The following is a 22,995-nucleotide window of genomic DNA, read 5'->3' as shown; positions in this document are numbered from 1 at the left end:
TTTACAAATCTTTACATTTAGCAAAACAGATGACATGTACAAACGGCGCTTTTATATATCCTTTTTGCGTTTTATATACAAAATGTCTTAATTTTACATAATGAAAGATACCCATGTCTCAACGCGAATAGTCTCGATCGGCGAAATTAATTCGGCTTCGGGACAGGAATCTTTGGGAGATCAATTCCATGTTACGCGTACGAATGAGATTATCGGGCAGCCGAGCTATGAAAGGCCTGTAAGGGGCGATCACTTTACTTTCTTGCTTGTTCTCGCTGGCACTACTTCTTTGAAATACAATCTGTTGGATTACAAACTTGAACCGAATGACCTGTTCATCATCGCCCCCGGGATTATTCACGAATATCATCCCGGCATTGACGGCCTCATAATTGGTACAGGATTTACAAAGACATTTTATGCAGAGTCTTTGATCCATAAAAAGGATATCAATGTATTTGAATATCTATCTTCCAATACCGATCCGCACTTTCGGTTAAGCACTAAAGAAGCTGGCGTTTTACACGACTTGATGTTGATGCTTAAGACCAACCATGCCAATCAGGAACATGCCTTCCAATTTGATCTTATGTTCCATAGCTTCAATCTTTTTATGTTAGAGCTGGCTGCCATCATTAAACGCCATCGGCCGAACAACGGTGCGACGTCAACACGTAGAATGGATTTACTAAATAGCTTTTTGAAGTTGTTGGCAGTACATTTTAAGGTAGAGAGAAGCGTACAGTTTTATGCAGAGAAAATCTTTATATCCCCAAAGCACTTAACAAAAGTTGTTAAAGAAGAGACCGGCAAGTCGGTTGGTCAGCTGGTAAACGAAATGGTAATCGCAGAGGCAAAAATATTGCTGGATACTTCATCGTTGACCGTTGGAAACGTGGCAACCGAGTTAAACTTCAGTAACCAGTTTTTTTTCAGTAAATTTTTCAAAAAACATAGCGGATTAACACCCTCGCAATTTCGAACAAATACATCAAAAACAGTGAGATAGGAACAACCACAACTGCCTGTGGGGTACAAAATAATCTTGGTCAAGACATCTTTTTATGAAATTATTTTGAAACGATCGGTTTAATACATACTTTTGTCATATGCCAAGGAACAAGGAATTCGATTACGATGAAAAGCTGGTAACAGCTAGAGATCTTTTCTGGAAGAAAGGTTATAATGCAACGACTATGAACGATCTGGTGGATACAATGCAAATCAACCGGAGTAGTTTATACTTGGCTTATGGTAACAAACACGACCTCTTTTTAAAATCCCTTACGAACTATATCCAAAACAAGGATAAACAATACAGCCAGGCAGCGAAGAAAAGTGAAAAGCCGTTAGAGGCGATCCGTAACGTTATTTATTCTGTCATGGAATCTGCTTTGCGGGATACCAACTGCCTGTTCACCAACTCGGTATTTGAGCTGGCAACAACGGATCAGGAGGTGAGCGAAATGTTGAAAAAGCAAACCCTGAAAGCGGTTGACCTTTTCGAGAAATTGTTGACGCAAGCAAAAGAAGACGGCTCCCTTTTATCAGCTAAAGAGCCGCGCGCATTGGCACACTTTTTAACATCGGGCCTTGTATCGATCTATAACACGCACATATTATTTGCGGATGCCAAACTCACTAAACAAACAACAGAATTTTTGATCGGGTCGATCAACCAATAATTTTTTTATCTTATTGTGGAACGATAGGTTTAATATAAAGGCATGTATATATGATAAAAATCAATCTTCGGTACACATGGTGGCGCTTGTATAGGAAAACTTATTGGACCACTTTCTCTAAAATAAAAACTCATAATAATTAATAACATGCAGAAAATCAAATTAAACAATGGCATCGAAATGCCTCTTGTAGGTTTAGGCGTCTTTCAGATACCGGATCTGAACGAATGCGAACAAACCGTGCTAACAGCTATCAGGTCAGGCTACCGTTTGATAGACACCGCTTCTCTATACCTGAACGAATCCGCGGTGGGTAGCGGCATCAGAAAAAGTGGTGTAGCCAGAGAAGAACTATTCATCACTACGAAACTTTGGGTGCAAGATGCCGGTTATGAAAAGACGAAAATAGCTTTCGAAAAGTCGCTGAAAGAATTAGAACTGGAGTACCTTGATCTATATCTCATACATCAGGCTATGGGAGATTATTACGGTTCGTGGCGTGCCATGGAAGAACTGTACAAAGAAGGAAAAATCCGCGCCATCGGTGTAAGTAATTTTTTCCCGGACAGGGTAGTCGACCTGATCGCACACAACGAGATTGTTCCGGCGGTAAACCAGATAGAGATCAATCCTTTTTACCAGAGAGCCGCCGAGCACGAATTATTAAAGAAGCACAATATCGTCACACAATCCTGGGCATCATTCGCAGAAGGAAAAAATGAGATCTTCAGTAATCAGGTGCTTACCGGTATCGGCAGTAAATATGGAAAATCTGTCGCACAGGTTACCCTACGTTGGCTTATCCAGCAAGGTATCGGTGTGATCCCGAAATCGGTGCGTGAAGAAAGAATGGTGGAAAACCTCAATATCTGGGATTTTGAACTGACCGCGGAAGACATTGATGCCATAGCAAGGCTGGACACCGGTAAAAGTGTTTTCTTTGATCATCGTGATCCCGAAACCGCTGATTGGCTCACCAAGCTAACGTTCTAATTAACAGATCAACAAATAATTGTAATGTCAAGATCCATGGCCTGCTCAGGCTATGGATCCTATTTGATCAAGAAGTATTCTGAAGATTATAGCTAGGGTTCCTACGTAAATTCACATGGAACCGGTTGCACCTACATTTGGACGATTAGATTGGCCGACGACTCCGACCGTATAATTGGCGACTGTGCATTCGGAAAATATACTCGGGTTTCATGGGCTCATCTTTTTTCAAAGCTGATATCCTGTAGTAGATATATAGATAAAAAAAAAATGCGCAAAAAGAATTTATTTTTGAACGTTCATTCAAAAATAATTCTTACCTTTGTATCATTATGCCAAGAGTGATAGAATTTAACGAGCAAAAGATCATCTCCAAAGCGCTACAGGTATTTTGGAAGAAGGGCTATCACGCCACTTCGATGAAAGATTTGGTAGAAGCTACCGGGCTAAATCCCGGAAGTATCTATAATACTTTTGGAAACAAGCATGACTTATTTTTGGCTTGTCTCAAGGATTATCTGAACCCCATTTATGCATACGATTTGAAGCAAAAGGAAACGCAGAAAAATCCGCTGGAATTACTTCGTGAATTTTATATGGAGGTTGCTACCAATTCTGTACTAAGCCAAGACTCCTGCCTTTCAGTTAAAAGCTCTTTCGAACTCGCGGCGACAGATGATGAAACGCATCAGTTATTGAAGAACAGCATGGATAAACTGTTCGAGATCTTCGAACAAATGGTCATCAATGCACAAAAAGCCGGGTCTATCAGTGATAAGCAGGATACTTTCTTATTGGCCCAACTCATCGTAGCCACTTTGCCAGGCTTGGGGCAGAATTTCATTCTTTATAAGGATAAAAACCGCATAGCCAAAATCATTGATGATCTTTTGGATATGATAACACGATAAATTTTTTTTACCCTATTTTTGAACAATCATTCAAGTATAAATTATATTAACATTTAAATTTTAAGACAATGTCAAATTCAGAGCGCACGAATTCAGTGCAAAAAACAGAAAAAAAAGTAGCGTTGATCACAGGAGCTAACCGAGGTATCGGCCAACAGGTAGCAAAAGAGCTGGCAGGCCACGGTTTCATTGTACTGGTCGGGTCTCGCAAATTAGAAAATTCAAAAAAGGCTGTATCGGAAATAGGTGAAAATGCATATCCGATCGCCATTGATGTAACCAATAAGGAATCCATTTTGAAGGCAGCCAATCAGGTAAATACAGAATTTGGCAGACTTGACGTATTGGTCAACAACGCCGGGATCTCGCATGCAGGTTCATCAGAAAGGTCATTGGAAGAAATACTGGCCTCTGGCAAAGCCAGTGTAGCAGATATTGACGAGATGCGAGCCGTTTGGGAAACAAATGTTTTCGGCCTACTGGCTGTTACCCAGGCCTTTCTGCCATTGCTTCACAAGGCTCCTTCTGCCCGCATCGTTAATCTGTCCAGTGGTATGGCATCTTTAAATCTTAATGCAGACCCGGAATATCCGTACCGAGGAGGCTTCAATGTTGTTTACGGTGCAGGCAAGACAGCCGTCAACGCAATTACCCTGGCCTTGTCCATTGAGTTGGAATCTAGCAATATCCGTGTAGAGGCCGCAAGTCCCGGTTTTGCAGCGACCGCCATGAATAATTTTGAGGGAACGGAAACCGTCGAAGAGGCTTCCCGCAATATTGTACGTGCAGCTCTTGGAGAGAATGACCCTTCAGTACTGTTCTCTGCACCGGAAGGATCGTTTCCTTGGTAAATTATACCGGTTTTGGACAAGCAATATTTTAAGAACTAAAAAATTTCGAGATGGAAAATGGAATATCGAACAAGGTGAATCCTCAAGAAACTACTAAGACCATTGGAATAGTGGGAGCAGGACACATAGCGCAAGCTGTTGCAAGACATGCAGCAAAAGCAGGCTATAAAGTAATCATCAGCAGTAGGAAAAAACCCGTGGAATTGGCTGATTTGGCCTCCTCTTTAGGGGATGGAGTAACTACAGGAACCCCAACTGAAGCAGCACAGGCAGACCTTGTACTGATTGCCGTTCATTTTGATCAGATACCGGATGCTGTAAAAGATATAGATTGGAAAGGACGTACCGTTATAGATACGAGCAATGCCATTGTTTTTCCAGAGTTTAAACCTAAAGATTTTGGCGGAAAAACATCCAGCAGGGTTAATACCGGTTTATTTCCCGGTGCTTCACTTGTGAAAGCATTCAATACATTACCGGCCGCAATTTTGGCTTCAGATCCTAATGTGGATAAAGGTAGACGTGTCATCTTTGTCTCAGGGGATGATGATGAGTCGAAAAAAAAGGTTCTAACCTTTGCAAAAAACTTGGGCTTTTATCCGATAGATTTAGGAGGTTTGGATGAAGGCGGTAGATTACAGGAATTCGGAGGCGCCCTTATCACTCATAACCTTATCAAATTGAAATAAAGATAGTGAATGAGCTTTATAAAGCCCGTTGGGTTATGATATTAAAGAAAGTATCATTCTTGATGCCGTAATTACGAAGGAATAGTTTTTTGCCCCGATCTTGAACGATTATTCAAGATTGGGGTTAAATAAAACGAAAATATGAAACAAATAAATGAGAACAGTACCTCAGGTGTAATCAAAATGTACAGCCAGGGAGGTCCGGAAGTATTGGTATTTCTTGTTTGCGTATTATCTTCGTCTAATATGGTGATCGTATCTCCATCAGCTACTCGTATTACTTTACCTTTGATGATGTTCTGGCAAAAGACAATGGGACCGAGCTGACATATAAATTCAATTGTTACAAAATACTGAATCAGGACGAGCACTTTCTCAGGAATAATCTGAACCCTTTTGCAGTAGTGGTACTTACTTCGCTTATGGCCATCAAGCATAAAGACATAAGTGATGAAGAATTAAAAGGCATCAAGCATGATCTGTATGATGAATAGGCCGAATGGAGCTTACCATGCCAAAAATTTACATTACTGTATGTGAATGGAAATGAAATTTTTGACAAGGACGGTATGTGTTTACTCAATTATCTTGTAAAAGTTCCGGGAATTAATTGCATTGAGAACCCCATATCCGAATTCGACAGTGGATTCCGTTTACTTATGCAAGTTGTAATACCATAACAGAATTTGCCCAGTTCACTCATTTGTTCATGAACCTGCGATATAATATTGGGGCGATAAAAATCAGATAAAATACAAAGGCTGCGAAAGAAGGCAACGTTTAGCCGATAAAATAGGGTATAGCCAACAATTTTTTTAGGATCGTAGTCCAAGCGAATCGTATAAAGGCCTTTACTGAGCCACAACAATCTTTGGGTAAATTCGATCGGGCTGTTTTCATTTAATTGAAGATCTTGTAAAAAATTACCAGTTACAATGCCTTCTCTGGAAATGCAAAATATCTCATTGCAATCCTTCATGCTCAACATCTTCAAAAGTACATTTGTTTTATTCGCTGTTTTCATATTATAACCATTTAATGTGAATTGTCTGTTGTGTCGATCCCATATCTCCCTTTACAAATCAAAGCTTTGATGTCTGATCCGCTAACTTTGCACTTATATGTTTAAGTAAATCAAACTGTTGTTTTTGGGCTTCAAAGAGTGTTTTTAGTTCCCCTTCCAATAACAGATCCATTTTCTTATGTAAACTGCGAATTTGCAGTTCGGCTTTCAGGTTTATCAGGTAATCATTTTCACTTCTTTTCCTGTCTTTCTCCTCCTGTCTATTTTGGCTCATCATAATAATTGGGGCTTGTAAGGCCGCCACACATGAAAGGATTAGATTCATAAGAATATAAGGGTACGGGTCAAAGATATATAATGAGGAAGCAAGGGTATTAATGAGTATCCAGCAGGTAAGCACTAAAATAAAGACAATAATAAACCACCAGCTGCCACCGAAGCGAGCCACTTTATCGGACAATTTCTGACCTCTGCTGATGGTTTCCAGTGGTGGGTTCGATAAATTTTGAATGATGAGCTGCTCATCAACGATTGTTTCCTTAACAATCTGATGTAATTTGGACAGTTGTTCGTTCTGATGTTTTAATAATTGGTCAATATCTTGTGTGTCCATGGTCTGATTATTTGTTAATTAAAGGATAGCTGTCCAGGTAGGCCAATCTTAATTTTTTCCTGTTCATCTCTTCAATCAGTTTTTTTAATTCGTTTACCATGATCGCCGAACAAAACATTTCGTCATGTAAGAGGAGTACTAAATGATCTTTGGTAAAAGTGTTGCGTCTCTTTAATCTATGTTCAATTACTTCCATTAAACCTAGTGCATCTATGCTTGGCTCTTTCGTTATGCTGTCCTGCAGCCATGCTATATCCCAGCCGATAATGGTATATCCGTTTGCTGCCAAATGATCGGCCGCTTCAATTCCGTTTGTTATGTCATTTTTACTTCGACCGTTTATTCGCCACATATTTCTGCCTGGCATCCGGATAATCGAGGAAAAAGGATTAAGAAGCGAGTCATTTTTCTGAAAGTCCTTTAACACAGCTGCTGTATCTCGATAGTATTTTCTATAATGACCATTTGCATGGCTGTAACTGTGATTAAAGATTTTGATATGGGGATTACTTTTATAACGAGTGTAATTTATACGTCCTTCCTTACTGGATAAGTTTGCTCCTACGGCAAATATATTGACGGCTATTCGTTCTACTCTAACTAAACTGTCGATGCATTTACTTTCGGGAAGTGGACCATCGTCTAGCGTTAAGTAGATGGTTTGTTGTATGGCAATCGTTTTTGCGGTGAGCCCTGTTATTAAAAACAGGGCGAGCAGCATGGTTTTCATAGGGCTTATCATTTATAAGGTAGGGCTTCCGATCTGAAGCACCACTCGACCTTCGATACTACCTTTTCTCATATCGTCAAAGATCTGGTTGATATCTTCCAGTTTGCCGGCATGTACAGAAGCTTTTACTTTCCCTTCCACGGCAAAGCCAATCGCTTCTTGCATGTCTTTTCTAGTACCTACAATTGAGCCTCGTACTGTATACCGATTAAGAACGGTGTCAAAAATGGGCAGATCAAAACTGCCCGGAGGAAGCCCATTCAAGGAGATTGTACCTTTTCGCCGTAATGCTTCAATTCCTTGTTTGAAGGCGATGGGCGAAACGGCAGTTACAAGAACACCGTGCATTCCTCCCGTTGCCCGTTTCAGAAAGGAACCTGGGTTTGTTTCTGTCGCATTGACGGTAATATCTGCGCCCAATGATTTTGCTAATGCCAACTTATCATCGGCAACATCAATAGCCGCTACATGTAATCCCATTGACTTAGCGTATTGAACAGCAAGGTGACCAAGGCCTCCTATTCCGGAAATGGCTACCCACTCACCGGGTTTGGTATCTGTCTCTTTTAAACCTTTGTATACGGTAACGCCTGCGCAGGTTATCGGTGCAATTTCTAGAAAATTAATATTTGGTGGGAAATGGGCTACATATCTTGCATCCGCCACTACATATTCTGCGTATCCACCGTCTACGCTATACCCGCCGTTCTGTTGGCTTTCACAAAGTGTTTCCCAGCCGCTAATGCAGTACTCGCAGTAACCACAGGCACTAAATAACCAGGGAACACCTACAATATCGCCTTCTTTGACATTTGATACCAGTGGGCCCAATGCGACAACATAACCCACAGCTTCGTGTCCTGGAATTAGAGGCAATTTCGGTTTTACCGGCCAGTCACCTTCACAGGCGTGTAAATCGGTATGACAGACGCCACAAGTAACAACCTTTACGAGAATTTGGTTTTCTTTGGGCTGCTTTACAGGAACTTGCTCAATTTGGAGTGGCTTGCCGAACTCATGTAGAACGGCCGCCTTCATTGTCTTTGGTATCATAGTTTTGCTGTTTAATCTTGATATCAAAGGTACTCCGCTGTCTTCAACACGTGGATGATTTACCTCAACCTTACAAATGATTATCGTCACATTGATAAAAGGGGCGTTTTGCTTGAAAAGAGAAGAAAGCTATTATGATTAAAATCATAGTCTATTATGTCGTTCATCATCCGGGATACCTGACAACTTACATAGCTTTGCTTGAAATAAAATGATCATTATGGAAACTTTATTAATCGCAACAGACTTCTCAAAAGCTGCCAATCACGCGGCTAATTATGCGGCACATTTAAGTAACCAGTTGGAAGCTAAACACCTAATATTATACCACTCTTATGAACTGCTTCCTACTACTGCTGATATCCCAGAGAGCATTGCACTGTCTGATGGCCGACTGCATGAACGTAGTTTGGATCTGCTGGACGAATTAAAACGCGAATTTATACAGACCTTGGATCCACATACGAAAATTACCCTAGTAGCGAACTCGCTAAACATGGAACAGGGAATCAATAACCTAGCAGTAGAACACGGCGTCAATTTGGTTGTGATTGGGTTGTCTGGTAAAAATACCTGGGAGAAACTGCTGGTGGGTAGCAGTACAAAGTCCCTATTAAAAAATTGCCACTTACCTTTATTAGTCGTACCGGTCAACGCTGCCTTTCAACCAATTGATAAAATTGTTCTCGGTTGTGATCTGGAAGACGTCGCTGAGACCATGCCGATTGAAAAACTTAAGTATCTAATAGGGAAGTTGAACGCCCAGCTGCTGGTAGTGCATGTAGACTATAAAGAGGAAGAGCATTTTGATGCCGATATGATCCGCGAACAATATGACTTTTATGATTTGTTCGAAGATTTTAATGCATCTATTCATTATATAGATAATAGAAATATTGATAAAGGAATTCTTAGCTATACTGAAAATCATCAAGCGCAGATGATTATCGTAATAGCGAAGAAACATTCGTTTATAGAGCGAATTACCAAGGAGAGTATTTCTAAGAAATTAGCTGCAAAAACGCGGGTTCCTCTGCTGATTATCCGTTAATGAACTTATCGAGTCTATATTTGTTTTTTGTAAGATTGATCGTTATTACCGGAGTGATGGTTGAAAACACAGACTCGATTCAATAGTTAATTTATGAATGCTACAAATTCTGAAATAGAAACAAATGCTAACCAATACGGTTTTCGTGGTTTGACAGCAACTGAAGTTGTTGAGCAACGACAGCGTGGGGGAGAAAATAGTATTGAACAACAAAAGGAGCGTGGCTTGATTCATATAGTAATTCAACTGTTGAAAGAACCGATGGTACTCCTTTTATTGTTAGCTTCTGCCATATATTTTGTGAGTGGAGAGAAGGCAGATGCGATATTCCTGTCAGTTTCTATTCTGTTTATCAGTGTCATTTCCATATTTCAGGATTCGAGAAGTAGAAAGGCAATCGCGAAATTGAAACAGATCACAGCTCCCAAAAGCAAAGTCATTCGTTCCGATGGAGTTGTCATAATTGACAGTAAAGAACTTGTTCTGGGCGATTACCTGATAGTTGAAGAAGGGAATACCATTGCTGCAGATGGTAAAGTACTCCGTGCACATGATTTTTCTGTAAACGAATCCATTCTTACCGGTGAATCTTTAGCGGTTTATAAGGACGGAGCTGCAGATGATGCCTATGTTTTTCAGGGAACAAACGTGGTAAGCGGTTCTGCAGTTGCGTTAGTAACAGCAGTTGGGGAACAAACTGCACTTGCCAAAATAGGAAAAAGTATCGACCATATAGCGGTTGAAAAAACACCACTAGAGAAGCAAGTCGAATCATTTGTAAGAAAAATGGCTTATGTAGGCGTTTCGGTATTTTTGCTTGTTTGGTTTATAAATTATTTAAAATCGCTCACCATTCTGGATAGTCTACTTAAGGCTTTGACTTTAGCCATGAGTATTTTACCCGAAGAAATTCCGGTTGCATTTACTACATTTATGGCCCTGGGTGCATGGCGATTGATGAAGAACGGCGTGTTAGTTAAGCAGATGAAGACTGTGGAAGCTTTGGGAAGTGCAACTGTGATATGTACGGATAAAACAGGAACACTCACGGAAAATAAGATGAGCCTGATAAACCTGTATACTTGGGAAGAAGACAAATACTACGATATAGAGGACCAAAAGCTAGGTGAATCCGCAAAGAAACTGTTAACCGCGGCTATGTGGGCCAGTGAAATTGTTCCGTTTGACCCCATGGAAAAAGCAGTGCATGAGCAGTATGCGAAGGCGATTGATTTGGATGAACGCCCGTTATTTCATATGGTATATGAATATCCAATAGAGGGTGTGCCACCAATGATGACGCATGTGTTTGAAAACGAACAAGGCCAGCGTATTATAGCAGCCAAAGGTGCACCCGAGGCCTTTTATGCGATCGCCAATTTTACTAATGAAGACAAATTGAGACTCGAAGGTGCCATAGAGCGTCTGGCGTCTAAAGGTTATCGCTTATTAGGTGTTGGCGTTTCTCATTTTCCGGGAAATGAATTCCCGGAAAAGCAACAATCATTGCTATTTGAATTTGTTGGATTAATTGCCTTTTATGATCCGGCAAAAAGAAATAGCAAGGAGGTGCTTAAACAGTTCTACAATGCAGGAATTAAGGTTAAACTTATTACAGGCGATAATGCGATAACCACTTTGGCAATTGCGGAGAAGATAGACTTCAATGGTCGAGAACGGCATATCACAGGTGCCGATTTATTACAATTACAGGAACCGGCCTTAACGAAGGCCGTAATGGACAATCAGATCTTTACACGCATGTTTCCTGAAGCGAAACTAAAAGTAATGGAAATTCTAAAGAATAACCGGGAGGTTGTTGGTATGGTAGGCGATGGGGTAAACGATGGACCGGCCTTACGAGCGGCTCATATCGGTATTGCCATGGGCAGAAAGGGTTCCGAAATTGCGAAGGAAGCTGCCTCGTTGATATTACTGGAAGATGACTTATCCAAAATGGTCACAGCAATCGCCATGGGAAGGAAGATTTATACTAACTTGAAAAAAGCAATACAATATATTATTTCCATCCACATTCCTATTATACTGGTTGTGCTTGTCCCGTTGGTGCTTGGATGGGTGTATCCGACTATTTTTTCTCCTGTACATGTTATCTTTTTAGAATTAATTATGGGGCCAACTTGCTCCATTGCTTATGAAAATGAACCCATGGAGCCGAATACTATGCAGCGGAAACCTCGCCCGTTAACACAAACCTTTTTTACGTGGAAAGAGTTGGGCACCAGTATTATCCAAGGTTTGGCGATTACCCTTGGCATACTGGGGATTTATTTGTTTGGTGTCCATGCCGGGTTGGGAGAGACAGGCGTTCGTACCATGGTTTTTCTTACACTTATAACGGCGAATATCACATTAACTTTGGTGAACCGCTCTTTTTATTACTCTTTTATTGCGGTTTTGAAGTACAGGAATGTGCTCGTTCCCTGGATTATATTGATTACTGCCCTTGTGGTTTTATTGCTTTTAACGATACCGCCCCTACGTTCCTTTTTTGGCTTTCAAAACCTATCCATAGCGCAACTCTTATTGAGTGCAATCGTCGGTTTTTTTAGCGTATTGTGGTACGAATTAATCAAGTGGTATAAACGAACCTATTAACTGGTTTGGTAGAAAATTAATTGTGCATTTTTCTTAATTTATCATAATTCACAATGGAAATCCGATTGTCCTCGATCGTGATTAGCTTTTCTTGTTTGAAATCGCCCAATGTGCGGATCAGTGATTCTTTAGCGACACCGGCGATGGAAGCAAGGTTTTCCCTGGATAAATCAATATAAAAGGGGAAAGCCCTTTCCGCGTTGTATTTATCATATAAGGTTATTAAGGAGTCGGCCACTTTTTTACGTAGGGAATTGTACGCTACCGCCAGTAATTGATTTTCGCTCATGTCCAGGTTTTCAGCTAAAATATTGATAAACTTCCTCATCACCGCAAAATTACTGTTCAATAGTTCCTCAAAATCAGACTTAGGTATAAGTGCTAGTTCTGTATCTTCAAGTGCTTCAGCAGATTCTCGATACTCGCAGTTTTCAAGTAAGGCACGGTAACCTAAAAAATCGCCCGCTTTATATAGGTTTATAATAAGCTCCTTTCCGTCTGTATTTCGCTTGAAAGTTTTTACTTTGCCTTTCAAAACATAGAATAAACGTGCGGGCTGATTCCCCTCTGAGTAAATCAACTGTTTCTTTTTATACCTATTGATATTACGACCTTCTTTAAGATCTTCCATGTAATCTCGTTCACCTAAGCTACGCATCAATTGACTTACGCCATTTAAGTTAGGCTGCAATTTTTCTTTTAAAAACTCACTTTTTTTTAGCCGGGCTTCTACCACGTTTAAAAGCTCTGTTCCATCAAAAGGTTTGGTTAAGTAATCATCGGCTCCCAGATCCATACCTTTTCGTACATCCATTCGTTCGGTCTTCGCAGAAATGAAAATAAATGGAATATGATGCATAGGCATATGCTTGTGCAATAAATGGATAACACCATAGCCATCCAAAACAGGCATCATAATATCGCATATAATCAAATCTGGTTGATATTCTAAAGCTAGGGAAGCCCCTAATTTTCCATTTTCCGCAGTGTAAACTTTATAACCGGCAAGATCCAAGATTTCAGCCATACTTTCTCTAATCTCTTGATTATCTTCGATGAGAACAATTTTTTTCATGAGCGTATAGTTTGACCAATCATAAAAGCCATTAACACTTACATGAATAGAGCGTTATTTTTAGAAAGTGTGTTTCAAGGGCTGTCAGTGGCTTTCGTAAATATAGATATTTTTGAAGACAATTAAGGTTACGAATTGTTTTTGCTTAAACTGCATATAATACTTCTAATTGATCTTGTTTTAGGATCGTCACATCCCATCGCAATTTATCCTTAACCTTTACACGTAAGGCCTCTAAAGCACAGGGTTCACCATGATTCAGATATAATTTTATCGGTGCTTTATTGTTGCTGTATAGCCAGTCCATTAGTTCCTGTTGATCTGCATGGGCCGACAGACCGGTAATTTCGTGAACCTTTGCAATTACCGGATAATATCCGCCGTGGATCTTTATTTCGTAAGCGCCATTCAATAATGCTCTCCCCCGGGTGCCGGCCGCTTGGAAGCCAATTAGCAGCACAATATTCCGGTCGTCGCCAAGATAATGTTTAAGGTACTCGAGTGCCCGACCTCCTGTAAGCATACCACTTCCGGCAAGAACGATTTTACTGCCCTTTTGTTTGATTATTCTCTCGGTACCACTGAAATTCTTATTGATGGTTATACTGCTCAATACTTTTTGCCAGTGCCGATTGGCCAGTGTCGTCCACTCCGGATAGCGCAGTAATACTTTGTTTGCTAAGGAGGCCATAGGGCTATCTAGAAAGATAGGAATTTCTTTAGGTATTTTTCGTTCTTGTTTCAATTGATATAGCAAAAGGAGGAGCTCTTGGGCCCGGCCTACTGCGAAGCAGGGGATTAATAAGTTGCCCCCCTGGGAGATTACTTCCCGAACCATCGCGGTGAGCTGTTCTCCCGCATCTGAGCTTTCATGAAGCCGATCACCATAAGTGGCTTCCATAACAAGATAATCTGCCTCTCCAGGTGCTTGCGGAGAGGGAAGATAAGGTGTATGCCGGCGACCTAGATCACCCGAAAATACAATGTGTTTACCATAGCAGTTGAGCTTAATTGAACAAGCACCCGGTATATGTCCAGCCGGAAAGAACTGAAAATTTATGTAGTTATTTAGTTGGTACAGTTTGTTGAGTTCTACTGTTACAAATTGTTTTAGCGCCACTTCCACATCGGCAATTGTATACAAAGGTTCAGCAAGTTTGTGCTTCGTATAGCCATGCACATTTGCTTTGTAAGCATCTTCTTCCTGTAATTTAGCACTATCACGTAAGATGATTTCACATAGCTCCCGTGTAGGAGCACTCATGTAAATTTTGCCCTTATATCCATATTTTACAAGTAGTGGAATATAGCCCGTGTGGTCAAGATGAGCATGGGTGATAAGTAAATCATCAATTTTACCGGGATTAATAGGTGGATACTGCCAGTTTTTAGCTCGTAGTGATTTCAATCCTTGAAACAAACCGCAATCAATCATAATGTTGAGTGACGGCGTACGCACGAGTAGTTTCGAACCTGTAACTGTTTCTGCTGCTCCAAAAGCCTGAAGCAATACAGCCTTTTTATTATCAATCGTAAGCATTAGCTCTATGTTTTTAATACAAAATTCCATAATAGCTTATAACTCCCTTATGATAACGATCAATAGAATCCCTAATACCAGTCATATATATTGGCCACGATAAAGGCTAATTTTATTGCATAAAAGTCAAATTATGGAACGCGATATCAAAAAATCTACACAGCTTAACAAGCGGATCTTAATCACCGGTATTTTATTGGTAATAATAGGGTTTTTAACTTTATGGCGCCCTTTTCAATCCTATTTGTTTATTAGCCTTAGCTTCTCCGTTTTGATCATTGTCAGTGGTGTCCTTGAGATACTATTCATCATACAACATCAAAAAATAATAAAGATGTGGTTGACCATGTTGGTGGGTGGAATCATCGATGTTGCTATGGGGATATATTTGTTGCTATCACCATTGATTATGATGATTATACTTACACCTTTAATCAGCATTTGGGTATTTTACAAGGGCTTTACAGCATTGCGTTTCGCCCTGTTGCTTCGAGCGTACGCTTATCAAAGATGGTGGTTACAGCTTGCAATGGGTGTAGCAATTATGCTGATTTCCTTAATAATTGTTTCAAGTGCTACTGCGAGTTCTTTGCAGGTAATCGGTTTTCTCAATACCATCTCTTGGACCGGTCTGGGTATCGTTCTAATCGGTATCACCGCTATTTCTTTGTCCGTTGTTTATCGGAATACTGGTAGGCTTTTTCGGAGAGGATCGGATCAATCCTAAATAGAAATGAGCTAGACCAATCGGTTCAAAAGCAGGATCATCAAAAATAACAGGAGATTCCCAATCGTACCATATTTTGCTTCTTTCCAAGCGCTTATTATCAAAAGTTGAGAGGTGAACATTGCAATAAAACACAGAATTTGCCAGCTACTTTGATGAATGTACAGAAGGATTGCGCTTGCAAGGAATAAGAGACAGCTCAACAGCCATCCGAGTCGGTGTAGGTTCGATTGAAAGGCCCGATGGGATAGAACAATCAGTACTTTTGAATAACCGAAGAGATGGATGGTGCCGTGAACCAACATCAGAATGATTAGTGTTGTTTTCATTTCATTATTTTTTAGATGGTTTTCTTGTAGCAATCTTTAGCATTTATTGGTTAAAATCTTATTCAAAATCTTGAACCGTTGCAGCCTGGGCTGCTTGCTAATTTTATCGGAAAGATAGCGCTTGTGTTAAAAGATAGATATGATTCCAATCAACTGCGATATTGATACGTATCATCTAGCATAAGCAGACCAACTGATACCTTTACACCTTCATATAAACGCACAGTATTGAACGATATAAACTAACTTATCGTAACAAAGTACGGCCGTTTAAATGGCTTTTTGAACGCAGTTTCTTTTTCTGAGATCCATACTGTTGACAATCATGGGTAAGCATGATTGATTTCACTGACAGAGCAAGATACCTTTACGAACTTTACCCTAAAAATATGTTATGAGAACAGTGTTAGTACCTACCGATTTTTCTGCACCTGCTTATAACGCTGCGTTGTACGCCGTAGAAATGGCGATAACGCTGCAGGCCTCTTTACATCTGGTACACGTAATGGAAGTCGCAGATAAAACACTTTTAGACACCCAGATTCTATGGCCCGTGCTTGATTATCAAGATGTAAAAGAAAAAGCCAATCAGCAGATGAACCTTTTGAAGCAACAGTTGAGGCTTCAAATTATAGAAAACAATGCTGGGGAAAAGGTTTCTGTCACGTCTTCTTTAGTAGAAGGCGTGGTTTACCAAGAAATTGCCGAAGAAATAGTACGCAATGCAGCGATATTACTTGTGGCCGCAATGCATGGAGCGGGTAACGCCGAACGGTTTATTTTTGGAAGTAAAAGTAGGGACTTTATCAGGCACATTTCTTGTCCTGTTTTATTAATTCCACATAACTTTAAATACGGGAAAATAAATAAAATTGCTTTCGCAACCGACCTTAGTCCAAACGACATAGCCTTAATAGAATTATTGGTTAAATATGCCGAGCCATTGCATGCCGAAATAGTGATCAGTCACGTAACTACTGACGCTAATGATGGTCAGCATCAGCAACAGATTGAATCTTTCGTGCGGGAGGTCGCCGGTAAGAATAACTATGATAAAATTTATTATCGCTATTTACCGGGCCAAACCATTGAGGACGGCATTTTACGGCTATCAGAAAATGGCGAAGTGGATGTTTTAACCATGGTTCATAGACCGGAAAGCGGCTTGGCTAAACTATGGCAGAGAAGTCATACAAAACAAATCGCTAAGCAAATAAAAATTCCGTTGTTGGTGCTAAAAGGCGCATCTATTAATTACTGAAAATTACGAAATAGGTTCACCTGCTGTTTCCTTTATCTTGCTAAAGATTAGCATAGGGACCTTTGGGTGAAAGGCCAACTCCTCTGCTAAAATTGACGGGAACAACTTTTCTAAGAAAGACCGATTTTGCCGGGTAAATAATACCAGCACGGAAGGCTTAAGGCGTTCTACTTCTTTCAATAATTGTGTAATGAAAGGTTGAAGTATATCTTTTTTTGTAATGTGAAAATCAACCGGATAAGCTGTTGATTTGGTATACGGGGCAGTAGATATGTCTTCGGGTGTGCTCGTCAAATGTAGCACATCTAAGTTTGCTTTGAACGGCTCAACAAATGTTAAAACCTCTTGTATTTCTCTTTTATAATCTTGCAGATCTGAAGCGTAGAGTACGCTCTTTAACGGTGTCGGCCGATAATTTGTGGGGACTACAAAGACCGGAATACATGATTTGGTAACAAGGTTACCGGTATTTGTGCCCAAGCGTCTGCTTAGTCCGCTAGCGCCCCGTGTACTGATTGAAATGTGAGTGATGTCTGTACTCTTAGTGCAAAACCGTAGAAGAGCGAGATCTGCTCGTAGCCCACTGATAACAGTACAGTCGTATAATTTGGGCTTAACTCCCATTTCTTGGTAACAAGCCTCAACAAAGTTTTTTAAGGATAGCGACTGCTCATCTTTATTGATACCGAAATGTTCATATGACATGTTCGGGTCGGTTTTATATACAATCGGTGCCACATAGATAAATAGCAGACGAGTATCTGTATAAGCTGCTATGTTAATGGCAAAACGGATTCCTCCTTTGGAGTTTTCCGAAAAGTCGGTCGGAACTAAAATGGTGTCCATAAGAATATTTTTAAGAGTTATTTGAATAAACTGTATAACGCGAAGTAAGTACATAAAAGGCGAGGAAACTATGATCTTCATAAGTACAATAAATGATTGTAGACATTAGTTGGTGTTCCAAACATATCACAATATAATGAGCGCAATCATCTTTGGCGGTTATCCAAATCATTCAAAAAGCGGAAGAAGTAAAAGAAATTTGAATTCGGTATGCTCCATTGTACAAATGGAAAAATTAACGAGGTAAAATGAATTAAACATGAAGAATATTCTCTTGATGATTGATGTTGCGAACAAAAAAGACAATGTTTTGCAATACGCGTTAAAACTAGCGCAAAGCTTGAAATCCAATATGATCTTATCCTGTATAATTGACGACAGAACGGCTAATTATGCACAGGCTTTTTCCGAATTGGAAAAAATTAAGGAGGATCTCAAAGGTCATTGGGTGGCTACGGATTTCAAACCGGTAATTACAAGCTTGGTTGAGCGGGGTGTTTTTGCAGAGACCATGTTTAACTTGGTTAAGGATCTGCATATTGAACTCATTTTAATGGGAGCGGCAGACGGTAAAAACACAACAGGGTTTTTATTTGGTAAAAAGGTAAGAGAAATTGTCGATAAGATAAATTGTCCCATCCTGATCATTCCAGAGCAGGTCGTTTTTGAGGGTTTAAAAAATATACTCTATGTAACTGATCTCAGGTACACGGATTTTAAAATCGTAATGGAGTTAGCTAAGCTCTCGGAACCGCTACATGTAAAACTATCTATGTTACATGTATGTGCAGAAGGTTTGCCGGATCTGACCGAAGATGTCATTGAATCTTTGTTTACGGAAACCATATCTTCGCGGGTTAAACAACGTATACGTATATTCAACGCTGGTAAGCATGGCCACGCGGAAACGATCATCAACCGATTGATGACTTCGGAGGACCAGGGAATGTTGGCAATTGCACATCGTAAGCATCATTTCTTCGCTCATCTATTTTCTGATAAACCGGCTGAGGGTGCAGAAGTTTATAAGCGCGTGCCTATTTTACTAATGCCGGTGGCCTAAAGTAGGCCATCAAATCTCTCTTTGGCTAGCTTTTCTCTTGCTGAACCCGTAGCATCTTAACGAGTTCGGTAATCAACAGCGGAAAAAAAGAGAATAGTAAGGCAACTGCCCAATCTGTCCAACTGAGTAGTTCTAGATGAAATGCTTCTCGCAGAAAAGGTATCATGATAGCAGTCAATTGTAGAATAAAACCTGTTATAATTGCATATACAAGGTATTTATTAAAAAGAAGGCTAAGTCTGAAAAGATGTTTTCGTTTACTTCTAAGGGATAAGGCATAAAGCAATTGACTTCCAACAAGTACGATAAATGCCATGGTTTGGGCATAAGATAAAATTTCGTCGTCTTCAACGTTGTTAAATGGGCTTGCTTCATTAATGTAAAAGCCATAGTAAAAGGCAAATAAGGCGTTCAGGCCAATAAGCAACCCGCCCCAAAAAACTTGAGTCGTCGCACCACCGGAAAAGAAACTTTCCCGAAGCCGTCTTGGTTTAGCTTTCATGACTTCGGGATTGGAAGGGTTCATCCCCAAAGTAACTGCAGGCAACGAGTCTGTAATTAAATTAACCCACAATAGCTGCGTTGCTAATAATGGGGTTGGCCAACCAAGTAGTAAGCTAAAGACTAATGTGAAAACTTCGCCCAGATTGCAAGAAAGCAAAAAGATAACCGATTTCTTAATGTTGTTATAAATGTTTCGGCCTTGCTCAACAGCTGTGATGATAGTAGCATAGTTGTCATCTGTTAACACCATGTCGGCGGCACTTTTAGCCACATCTGTTCCGGTTATACCCATCGCTACTCCAATGTCCGCCGCCCTCAACGAAGGGGCATCATTGACTCCGTCGCCCGTCATTGAGACAATGTTTTTACAACGTTTCAGCGCATTGACTATTTTAACTTTATGTTCCGGCGAAACGCGAGCAAACACACGGTATTGCATAACCTGTTTGATAAATTCTTCCTCAGAAAGCCTGTCAATTTCTTGTCCGGTAATAACCTCTTCCATTTTATTAGCTATCCGTAGCTGGTGAGCAATGGCGAAAGCTGTTTTTTTATGATCGCCGGTAATCATGACCGTTATGATACCCGCACTTTTTGCTTTTTGTACTGACAATACCGCCTCTTCTCTTAGCGGGTCAATCATGCCTACAAAACCCAATAAGATTAAGTTTTGTTCTAGATCTTCGGGTTTAACTTTATTCGAATCTATTGATTTATAGGCGGCGCTCAACACCCGCAATGATTGATTAGACATGTTTTCCGCGAATTCGCGATAAAACTGTTTTTTTTCATCATCCAAAAGTTCTTTCTCCCCTCGTTCTGCTACAAAACGACATTTCTCCATAAGCTCATCTAGTGCCCCTTTTGTATATACAGTATAGGACCCGTTTTCTTCAACCACGGTTGACATCAATTTCCTGTCCGAATCAAAGGGTAACTCTGCAATACGTTTGTTGCTTTCGTATAACGATTTGCGATTTATCTGAAGCTCATCTCCCCATTGCAGTAGGGCGATCTCGGTTGGGTCGCCTGTAACCTGTCCATCACCAACCGTGGCGTCCGAACAGAGAATCATGGCTTTGGCCAAGGAAAGAGGATCGCCTTCTTTACCGTTGGAAAGACAATAATCAGTTACCTTCATACGGTTTTGAGTGAGTGTTCCCGTCTTATCTGAACAGATGATAGTTACCGATCCCAACGTCTCAACAGCTGACAGCTTGCGTATAATAGCGTTTTGTTTTGACATCCTGGTAACGCCTATGGAAAGCACAATTGCCACAATAGCTGCTAAGCCTTCCGGAATTGACGCTACTGCCAACGATACAGAAAGAAGAAACATATCCAGTAAGTTTCTCCCCTGAACCATCGCAATCACAAATATCAACAAGCATACGCAGATAGCAATTCTTCCAAGAGTTTTTCCGAGATGTTCAAGGCGCTTTTCGAGCGGTGTTTTATGAGTTTCTTGACCTGTTATCAGATTGGCGATTTTTCCGATCTCCGTTTTCATACCAGTGGCCGTAACGATGCCTAATCCTCGCCCCGTACTTACTAAGGTTGACATATATGCCATATTATAGCGATCCCCAAGTGGTGTTTGATGGTCATCTGTAATAAAGGAAGCGTCTTTTAAGCTAAGCACCGATTCGCCGGTAATAGCCGATTCATCGATTTTGAGGTCAATCGTTTCCAATAAGCGAATGTCAGCAGGGACGCTTCGCCCTACTTCCAGAATCACAACATCCCCGGGAACAAGATCCTTTGCGTCTATTTCCGTTGTTGTATTTTCCCTTTTAACAATTGCCCTCGGTCGACTAATCTTCTGAAGTTCTTCAATGGCATTACTTGCTTTAATCTCTTGGAATACGCCTAATAGTGCGTTTAATATAATGACGCATAGAATAATAACGGCATCAACATACGCTCCAACAAAAACAGTTATTAAGGTGGCGGCAAACAGGATATAAATTAACCAATCTTGGAGTTGCGTAAAGAAGAGTCTTAAAACGGTCTTTCTTTTTTCTTTTTGAAGCTCATTGACGCCGGTTTTGTTCCGTCTTAATAAAACTTCTGCATTCGAGAGACCGGTTTGTTCGTCAACGTCAAGCGTTTTAAGAACCTCAGCCCTTTCTTTGAAAAACCACGTTGCTTCTTTCATTTTATATTTAAGAAAGTATTCCCCTTTTGTTGATTTATTACGCCTCTCAGTAACACTTGTTTGTTTGCGCATATAATGTAGATTGATAACAATCATCGTTAGCGGCTGTTTTAATCACCCTCATAAATAGACTTATAGGGAACCTCCCTACGATCTATAATTCGCGACAGACAAAATGCACAATACTCGGAGGCTAATTAATGATCAACATCATATGAAGAACTGTTTTCGATTATCGTCCTTCCGATGGGCGGTAACTAAATTTAACTAAAATAATTAGATTATGGAAACAATATTAGCTGCAACGGATTTTTCACAACCGGCGACAAATGCTGCGCAATATGCCGCCCAGTTGTGTAAGCAACTTAAGGCGCGTTACTTGGTTCTCTATCATGCTTATAAATTATTACCAATTTCGAGGGAAAATCCGGAAAGCATGATGTTATCTCAAGAAAAAATGCAAGAATGTATGGAGGTGTTTTTGAGTGAGTTACGAGAAAGCCTATTGCCACTAGCACCCGAAAATACCTTGATTTTAACGAAAGCCGATTCCCGACCTTTAGAAACAGGGCTTGCAAATCTTGTTGAAACATGCGAGGCCAAACTTATAATAATCGGTTCTGAAAGAGATGTATTGAAGAAATTGCTGGTAGGAAGCAGTACGAAGAAGCTCATGAAAACGACCCATTCGCCCATACTGGTGGTTCCACCGCAAGCAAAATTTAAAGCGATTAGGAAGATTGTAATGGGCTGCGATCTGAAAAACGTGGCAGACACTGTACCGATCGCCAAACTAATTCAACTGATAAAGAGCTTTCAGGCACAACTGATGGTCGTTAACGTGGGGAAAAATGCGAAAGTACCTTTGGATGATCGCGAAGCATACGAACAACATACATTTTATGATTTGTTTGAAGAGTTAGATCCATCCATTCAATATATAGAAGGGAATGACGTTAGCAAAGGACTTTTGGATTATGCCGATCAGTTTGATGCGCAGATGATTGTTGTGGTAGCCAAACAGCACTCCTTGCTAGAGCGTATTACCAGCTCAAGTGTCTCAAAAGAGTTGGCCGCATCCGCTGAATTGCCTGTTTTAATAATTCGAAAATAATAGCGAGGGATATCTTTTGAAAGAGCCATGATCATCATCAAAAATGAATCGATCATCAGTTTTTAGCAAACTATCATCGGGTAATGCGAAGAAAATTATCGGAAAACTAATTAAATAACCATGGAAACCAATCAATATATTATTCCATTTTTTAAACTC

At 40.3% G+C, this 22,995-nt stretch carries 22 protein-coding genes; 13 read left to right on the top strand and 9 right to left on the bottom strand.

Features of this window, described 5'->3' with window-relative positions; all coding sequences use genetic code 11:
- The first annotated feature begins 100 nt into the window (after positions 1–100).
- From QT327_RS17195 to QT327_RS17165, 7 genes are all read left to right on the top strand, one after another.
- Positions 101–1,009, top strand: coding sequence for a helix-turn-helix domain-containing protein (locus tag QT327_RS17195; RefSeq protein ID WP_289553550.1), 909 nt, complete (start codon positions 101–103; stop codon positions 1,007–1,009).
- Positions 1,010–1,109: 100 nt separating this feature from the next.
- Positions 1,110–1,685 (top strand): TetR/AcrR family transcriptional regulator, encoded by a 576-nt coding sequence (locus QT327_RS17190; RefSeq protein ID WP_289553549.1) that lies wholly within the window; start codon positions 1,110–1,112, stop codon positions 1,683–1,685.
- Between the two features lie 147 nt (positions 1,686–1,832).
- A complete protein-coding gene (locus QT327_RS17185; protein ID WP_289553548.1) occupies positions 1,833–2,678 on the top strand; it encodes an aldo/keto reductase in 846 nt (281 codons plus the stop codon).
- 332 nt (positions 2,679–3,010) lie between these two features.
- On the top strand, positions 3,011–3,589 hold the full coding sequence (locus QT327_RS17180; protein ID WP_130855447.1) for a TetR/AcrR family transcriptional regulator: 579 nt from the start codon (positions 3,011–3,013) through the stop codon (positions 3,587–3,589).
- A 68-nt stretch (positions 3,590–3,657) separates the two neighbouring features.
- Complete coding sequence (locus QT327_RS17175; RefSeq protein WP_130855448.1) at positions 3,658–4,440, top strand: SDR family NAD(P)-dependent oxidoreductase; 783 nt, start codon at positions 3,658–3,660, stop codon at positions 4,438–4,440.
- Between the two features lie 50 nt (positions 4,441–4,490).
- Positions 4,491–5,129 carry an NADPH-dependent F420 reductase gene (locus QT327_RS17170; protein ID WP_149105809.1) on the top strand — a complete coding sequence of 213 codons (639 nt, stop codon included), beginning with the start codon at positions 4,491–4,493 and terminating at the stop codon, positions 5,127–5,129.
- Between the two features lie 141 nt (positions 5,130–5,270).
- Positions 5,271–5,456 (top strand): hypothetical protein, encoded by a 186-nt coding sequence (locus QT327_RS17165; RefSeq protein WP_149105808.1) that lies wholly within the window; start codon positions 5,271–5,273, stop codon positions 5,454–5,456.
- 256 nt (positions 5,457–5,712) lie between these two features.
- On the opposite strand, the gene QT327_RS17160 is transcribed toward QT327_RS17165, so the two are convergent.
- From QT327_RS17160 to adhP, 4 genes are read right to left on the bottom strand one after another with little or no spacing between them, the layout of a single operon-like run.
- Positions 5,713–6,153 carry a hypothetical protein gene (locus QT327_RS17160; RefSeq protein ID WP_149105807.1) on the bottom strand — a complete coding sequence of 147 codons (441 nt, stop codon included), beginning with the start codon at positions 6,151–6,153 and terminating at the stop codon, positions 5,713–5,715.
- 58 nt (positions 6,154–6,211) lie between these two features.
- Positions 6,212–6,766 (bottom strand): DUF1003 domain-containing protein, encoded by a 555-nt coding sequence (locus QT327_RS17155; RefSeq protein WP_149105806.1) that lies wholly within the window; start codon positions 6,764–6,766, stop codon positions 6,212–6,214.
- A 7-nt stretch (positions 6,767–6,773) separates the two neighbouring features.
- The gene (locus QT327_RS17150) at positions 6,774–7,496 is read right to left on the bottom strand and encodes a polysaccharide deacetylase family protein (RefSeq protein ID WP_289553546.1); all 723 of its coding nucleotides are present in this window, start codon (positions 7,494–7,496) and stop codon (positions 6,774–6,776) included.
- 12 nt (positions 7,497–7,508) lie between these two features.
- Positions 7,509–8,549 carry an alcohol dehydrogenase AdhP gene (gene adhP / locus QT327_RS17145; protein ID WP_149105804.1) on the bottom strand — a complete coding sequence of 347 codons (1,041 nt, stop codon included), beginning with the start codon at positions 8,547–8,549 and terminating at the stop codon, positions 7,509–7,511.
- Between the two features lie 220 nt (positions 8,550–8,769).
- Here adhP and QT327_RS17140 point away from each other — a divergent pair, with 220 nt between their 5' ends.
- Together QT327_RS17140 and QT327_RS17135 are read left to right on the top strand one after the other, a co-directional pair.
- On the top strand, positions 8,770–9,600 hold the full coding sequence (locus tag QT327_RS17140; protein ID WP_289553545.1) for a universal stress protein: 831 nt from the start codon (positions 8,770–8,772) through the stop codon (positions 9,598–9,600).
- Positions 9,601–9,693: 93 nt separating this feature from the next.
- Entirely contained in the window at positions 9,694–12,219 is a 2,526-nt protein-coding gene (locus tag QT327_RS17135; protein ID WP_289553544.1) for a cation-translocating P-type ATPase, read from the top strand.
- Between the two features lie 16 nt (positions 12,220–12,235).
- Here the strand turns inward: QT327_RS17135 and QT327_RS17130 are convergent, their stop codons facing one another.
- Positions 12,236–13,294, bottom strand: a complete 1,059-nt coding sequence (locus tag QT327_RS17130) for a response regulator (protein WP_149105801.1) — start codon at positions 13,292–13,294, stop codon at positions 12,236–12,238.
- Between the two features lie 145 nt (positions 13,295–13,439).
- Positions 13,440–14,834, bottom strand: coding sequence for an MBL fold metallo-hydrolase RNA specificity domain-containing protein (locus QT327_RS17125; protein ID WP_149105800.1), 1,395 nt, complete (start codon positions 14,832–14,834; stop codon positions 13,440–13,442).
- Positions 14,835–14,967: 133 nt separating this feature from the next.
- Here QT327_RS17125 and QT327_RS17120 point away from each other — a divergent pair, with 133 nt between their 5' ends.
- Positions 14,968–15,561: an HdeD family acid-resistance protein gene (locus QT327_RS17120; RefSeq protein WP_289553543.1), complete on the top strand. Its 594-nt coding sequence runs from the start codon at positions 14,968–14,970 to the stop codon at positions 15,559–15,561.
- 11 nt (positions 15,562–15,572) lie between these two features.
- On the opposite strand, the gene QT327_RS17115 is transcribed toward QT327_RS17120, so the two are convergent.
- Positions 15,573–15,890, bottom strand: a complete 318-nt coding sequence (locus QT327_RS17115; protein ID WP_289553542.1) for a hypothetical protein — start codon at positions 15,888–15,890, stop codon at positions 15,573–15,575.
- A 394-nt stretch (positions 15,891–16,284) separates the two neighbouring features.
- On the opposite strand from QT327_RS17115, the gene QT327_RS17110 reads away from it, so the two are divergent.
- Positions 16,285–17,151 carry a universal stress protein gene (locus tag QT327_RS17110; RefSeq protein ID WP_289553541.1) on the top strand — a complete coding sequence of 289 codons (867 nt, stop codon included), beginning with the start codon at positions 16,285–16,287 and terminating at the stop codon, positions 17,149–17,151.
- 3 nt (positions 17,152–17,154) lie between these two features.
- On the opposite strand, the gene QT327_RS17105 is transcribed toward QT327_RS17110, so the two are convergent.
- On the bottom strand, positions 17,155–17,997 hold the full coding sequence (locus QT327_RS17105; RefSeq protein WP_289553540.1) for a universal stress protein: 843 nt from the start codon (positions 17,995–17,997) through the stop codon (positions 17,155–17,157).
- A 259-nt stretch (positions 17,998–18,256) separates the two neighbouring features.
- Here QT327_RS17105 and QT327_RS17100 point away from each other — a divergent pair, with 259 nt between their 5' ends.
- Positions 18,257–19,060, top strand: a complete 804-nt coding sequence (locus QT327_RS17100) for a universal stress protein (RefSeq protein ID WP_130855463.1) — start codon at positions 18,257–18,259, stop codon at positions 19,058–19,060.
- Between the two features lie 25 nt (positions 19,061–19,085).
- On the opposite strand, the gene QT327_RS17095 is transcribed toward QT327_RS17100, so the two are convergent.
- Positions 19,086–21,794, bottom strand: a complete 2,709-nt coding sequence (locus tag QT327_RS17095; protein ID WP_289553539.1) for a cation-translocating P-type ATPase — start codon at positions 21,792–21,794, stop codon at positions 19,086–19,088.
- 211 nt (positions 21,795–22,005) lie between these two features.
- On the opposite strand from QT327_RS17095, the gene QT327_RS17090 reads away from it, so the two are divergent.
- Positions 22,006–22,836, top strand: a complete 831-nt coding sequence (locus QT327_RS17090; RefSeq protein ID WP_130855464.1) for a universal stress protein — start codon at positions 22,006–22,008, stop codon at positions 22,834–22,836.
- The last annotated feature ends 159 nt before the right edge of the window (positions 22,837–22,995 follow it).

It is taken from the genome of Olivibacter sp. 47, assembly GCF_030372825.1.
Classification (GTDB): domain Bacteria; phylum Bacteroidota; class Bacteroidia; order Sphingobacteriales; family Sphingobacteriaceae; genus Olivibacter; species Olivibacter oleidegradans.
The sequence above is the reverse complement of the archived record's forward strand: the minus strand, read 5'-3'. Positions and strand labels throughout refer to the sequence as shown.

Bases quoted from the DNA above. Each gene is read 5' to 3' on its own strand.
- QT327_RS17180 (WP_130855447.1), top strand. From the start codon at position 3,011: ATGCCAAGAGTGATAGAATTTAACGAGCAAAAGATCATCTCCAAAGCG.
- QT327_RS17135 (WP_289553544.1), top strand. From the start codon at position 9,694: ATGAATGCTACAAATTCTGAAATAGAAACAAATGCTAACCAATACGGT.
- QT327_RS17115 (WP_289553542.1), bottom strand. From the start codon at position 15,890: ATGAAAACAACACTAATCATTCTGATGTTGGTTCACGGCACCATCCAT.
- QT327_RS17120 (WP_289553543.1), top strand. From the start codon at position 14,968: ATGGAACGCGATATCAAAAAATCTACACAGCTTAACAAGCGGATCTTA.
- QT327_RS17155 (WP_149105806.1), bottom strand. From the start codon at position 6,766: ATGGACACACAAGATATTGACCAATTATTAAAACATCAGAACGAACAA.
- QT327_RS17195 (WP_289553550.1), top strand. From the start codon at position 101: ATGAAAGATACCCATGTCTCAACGCGAATAGTCTCGATCGGCGAAATT.
- QT327_RS17090 (WP_130855464.1), top strand. From the start codon at position 22,006: ATGGAAACAATATTAGCTGCAACGGATTTTTCACAACCGGCGACAAAT.
- QT327_RS17185 (WP_289553548.1), top strand. From the start codon at position 1,833: ATGCAGAAAATCAAATTAAACAATGGCATCGAAATGCCTCTTGTAGGT.
- QT327_RS17190 (WP_289553549.1), top strand. From the start codon at position 1,110: ATGCCAAGGAACAAGGAATTCGATTACGATGAAAAGCTGGTAACAGCT.
- QT327_RS17105 (WP_289553540.1), bottom strand. From the start codon at position 17,997: ATGGACACCATTTTAGTTCCGACCGACTTTTCGGAAAACTCCAAAGGA.
- QT327_RS17165 (WP_149105808.1), top strand. From the start codon at position 5,271: ATGAAACAAATAAATGAGAACAGTACCTCAGGTGTAATCAAAATGTAC.
- QT327_RS17175 (WP_130855448.1), top strand. From the start codon at position 3,658: ATGTCAAATTCAGAGCGCACGAATTCAGTGCAAAAAACAGAAAAAAAA.
- QT327_RS17110 (WP_289553541.1), top strand. From the start codon at position 16,285: ATGAGAACAGTGTTAGTACCTACCGATTTTTCTGCACCTGCTTATAAC.
- QT327_RS17160 (WP_149105807.1), bottom strand. From the start codon at position 6,153: ATGAAAACAGCGAATAAAACAAATGTACTTTTGAAGATGTTGAGCATG.
- QT327_RS17100 (WP_130855463.1), top strand. From the start codon at position 18,257: ATGAAGAATATTCTCTTGATGATTGATGTTGCGAACAAAAAAGACAAT.
- QT327_RS17150 (WP_289553546.1), bottom strand. From the start codon at position 7,496: ATGAAAACCATGCTGCTCGCCCTGTTTTTAATAACAGGGCTCACCGCA.
- QT327_RS17130 (WP_149105801.1), bottom strand. From the start codon at position 13,294: ATGAAAAAAATTGTTCTCATCGAAGATAATCAAGAGATTAGAGAAAGT.
- QT327_RS17125 (WP_149105800.1), bottom strand. From the start codon at position 14,834: ATGCTTACGATTGATAATAAAAAGGCTGTATTGCTTCAGGCTTTTGGA.
- adhP (WP_149105804.1), bottom strand. From the start codon at position 8,549: ATGATACCAAAGACAATGAAGGCGGCCGTTCTACATGAGTTCGGCAAG.
- QT327_RS17170 (WP_149105809.1), top strand. From the start codon at position 4,491: ATGGAAAATGGAATATCGAACAAGGTGAATCCTCAAGAAACTACTAAG.
- QT327_RS17095 (WP_289553539.1), bottom strand. From the start codon at position 21,794: ATGCGCAAACAAACAAGTGTTACTGAGAGGCGTAATAAATCAACAAAA.
- QT327_RS17140 (WP_289553545.1), top strand. From the start codon at position 8,770: ATGGAAACTTTATTAATCGCAACAGACTTCTCAAAAGCTGCCAATCAC.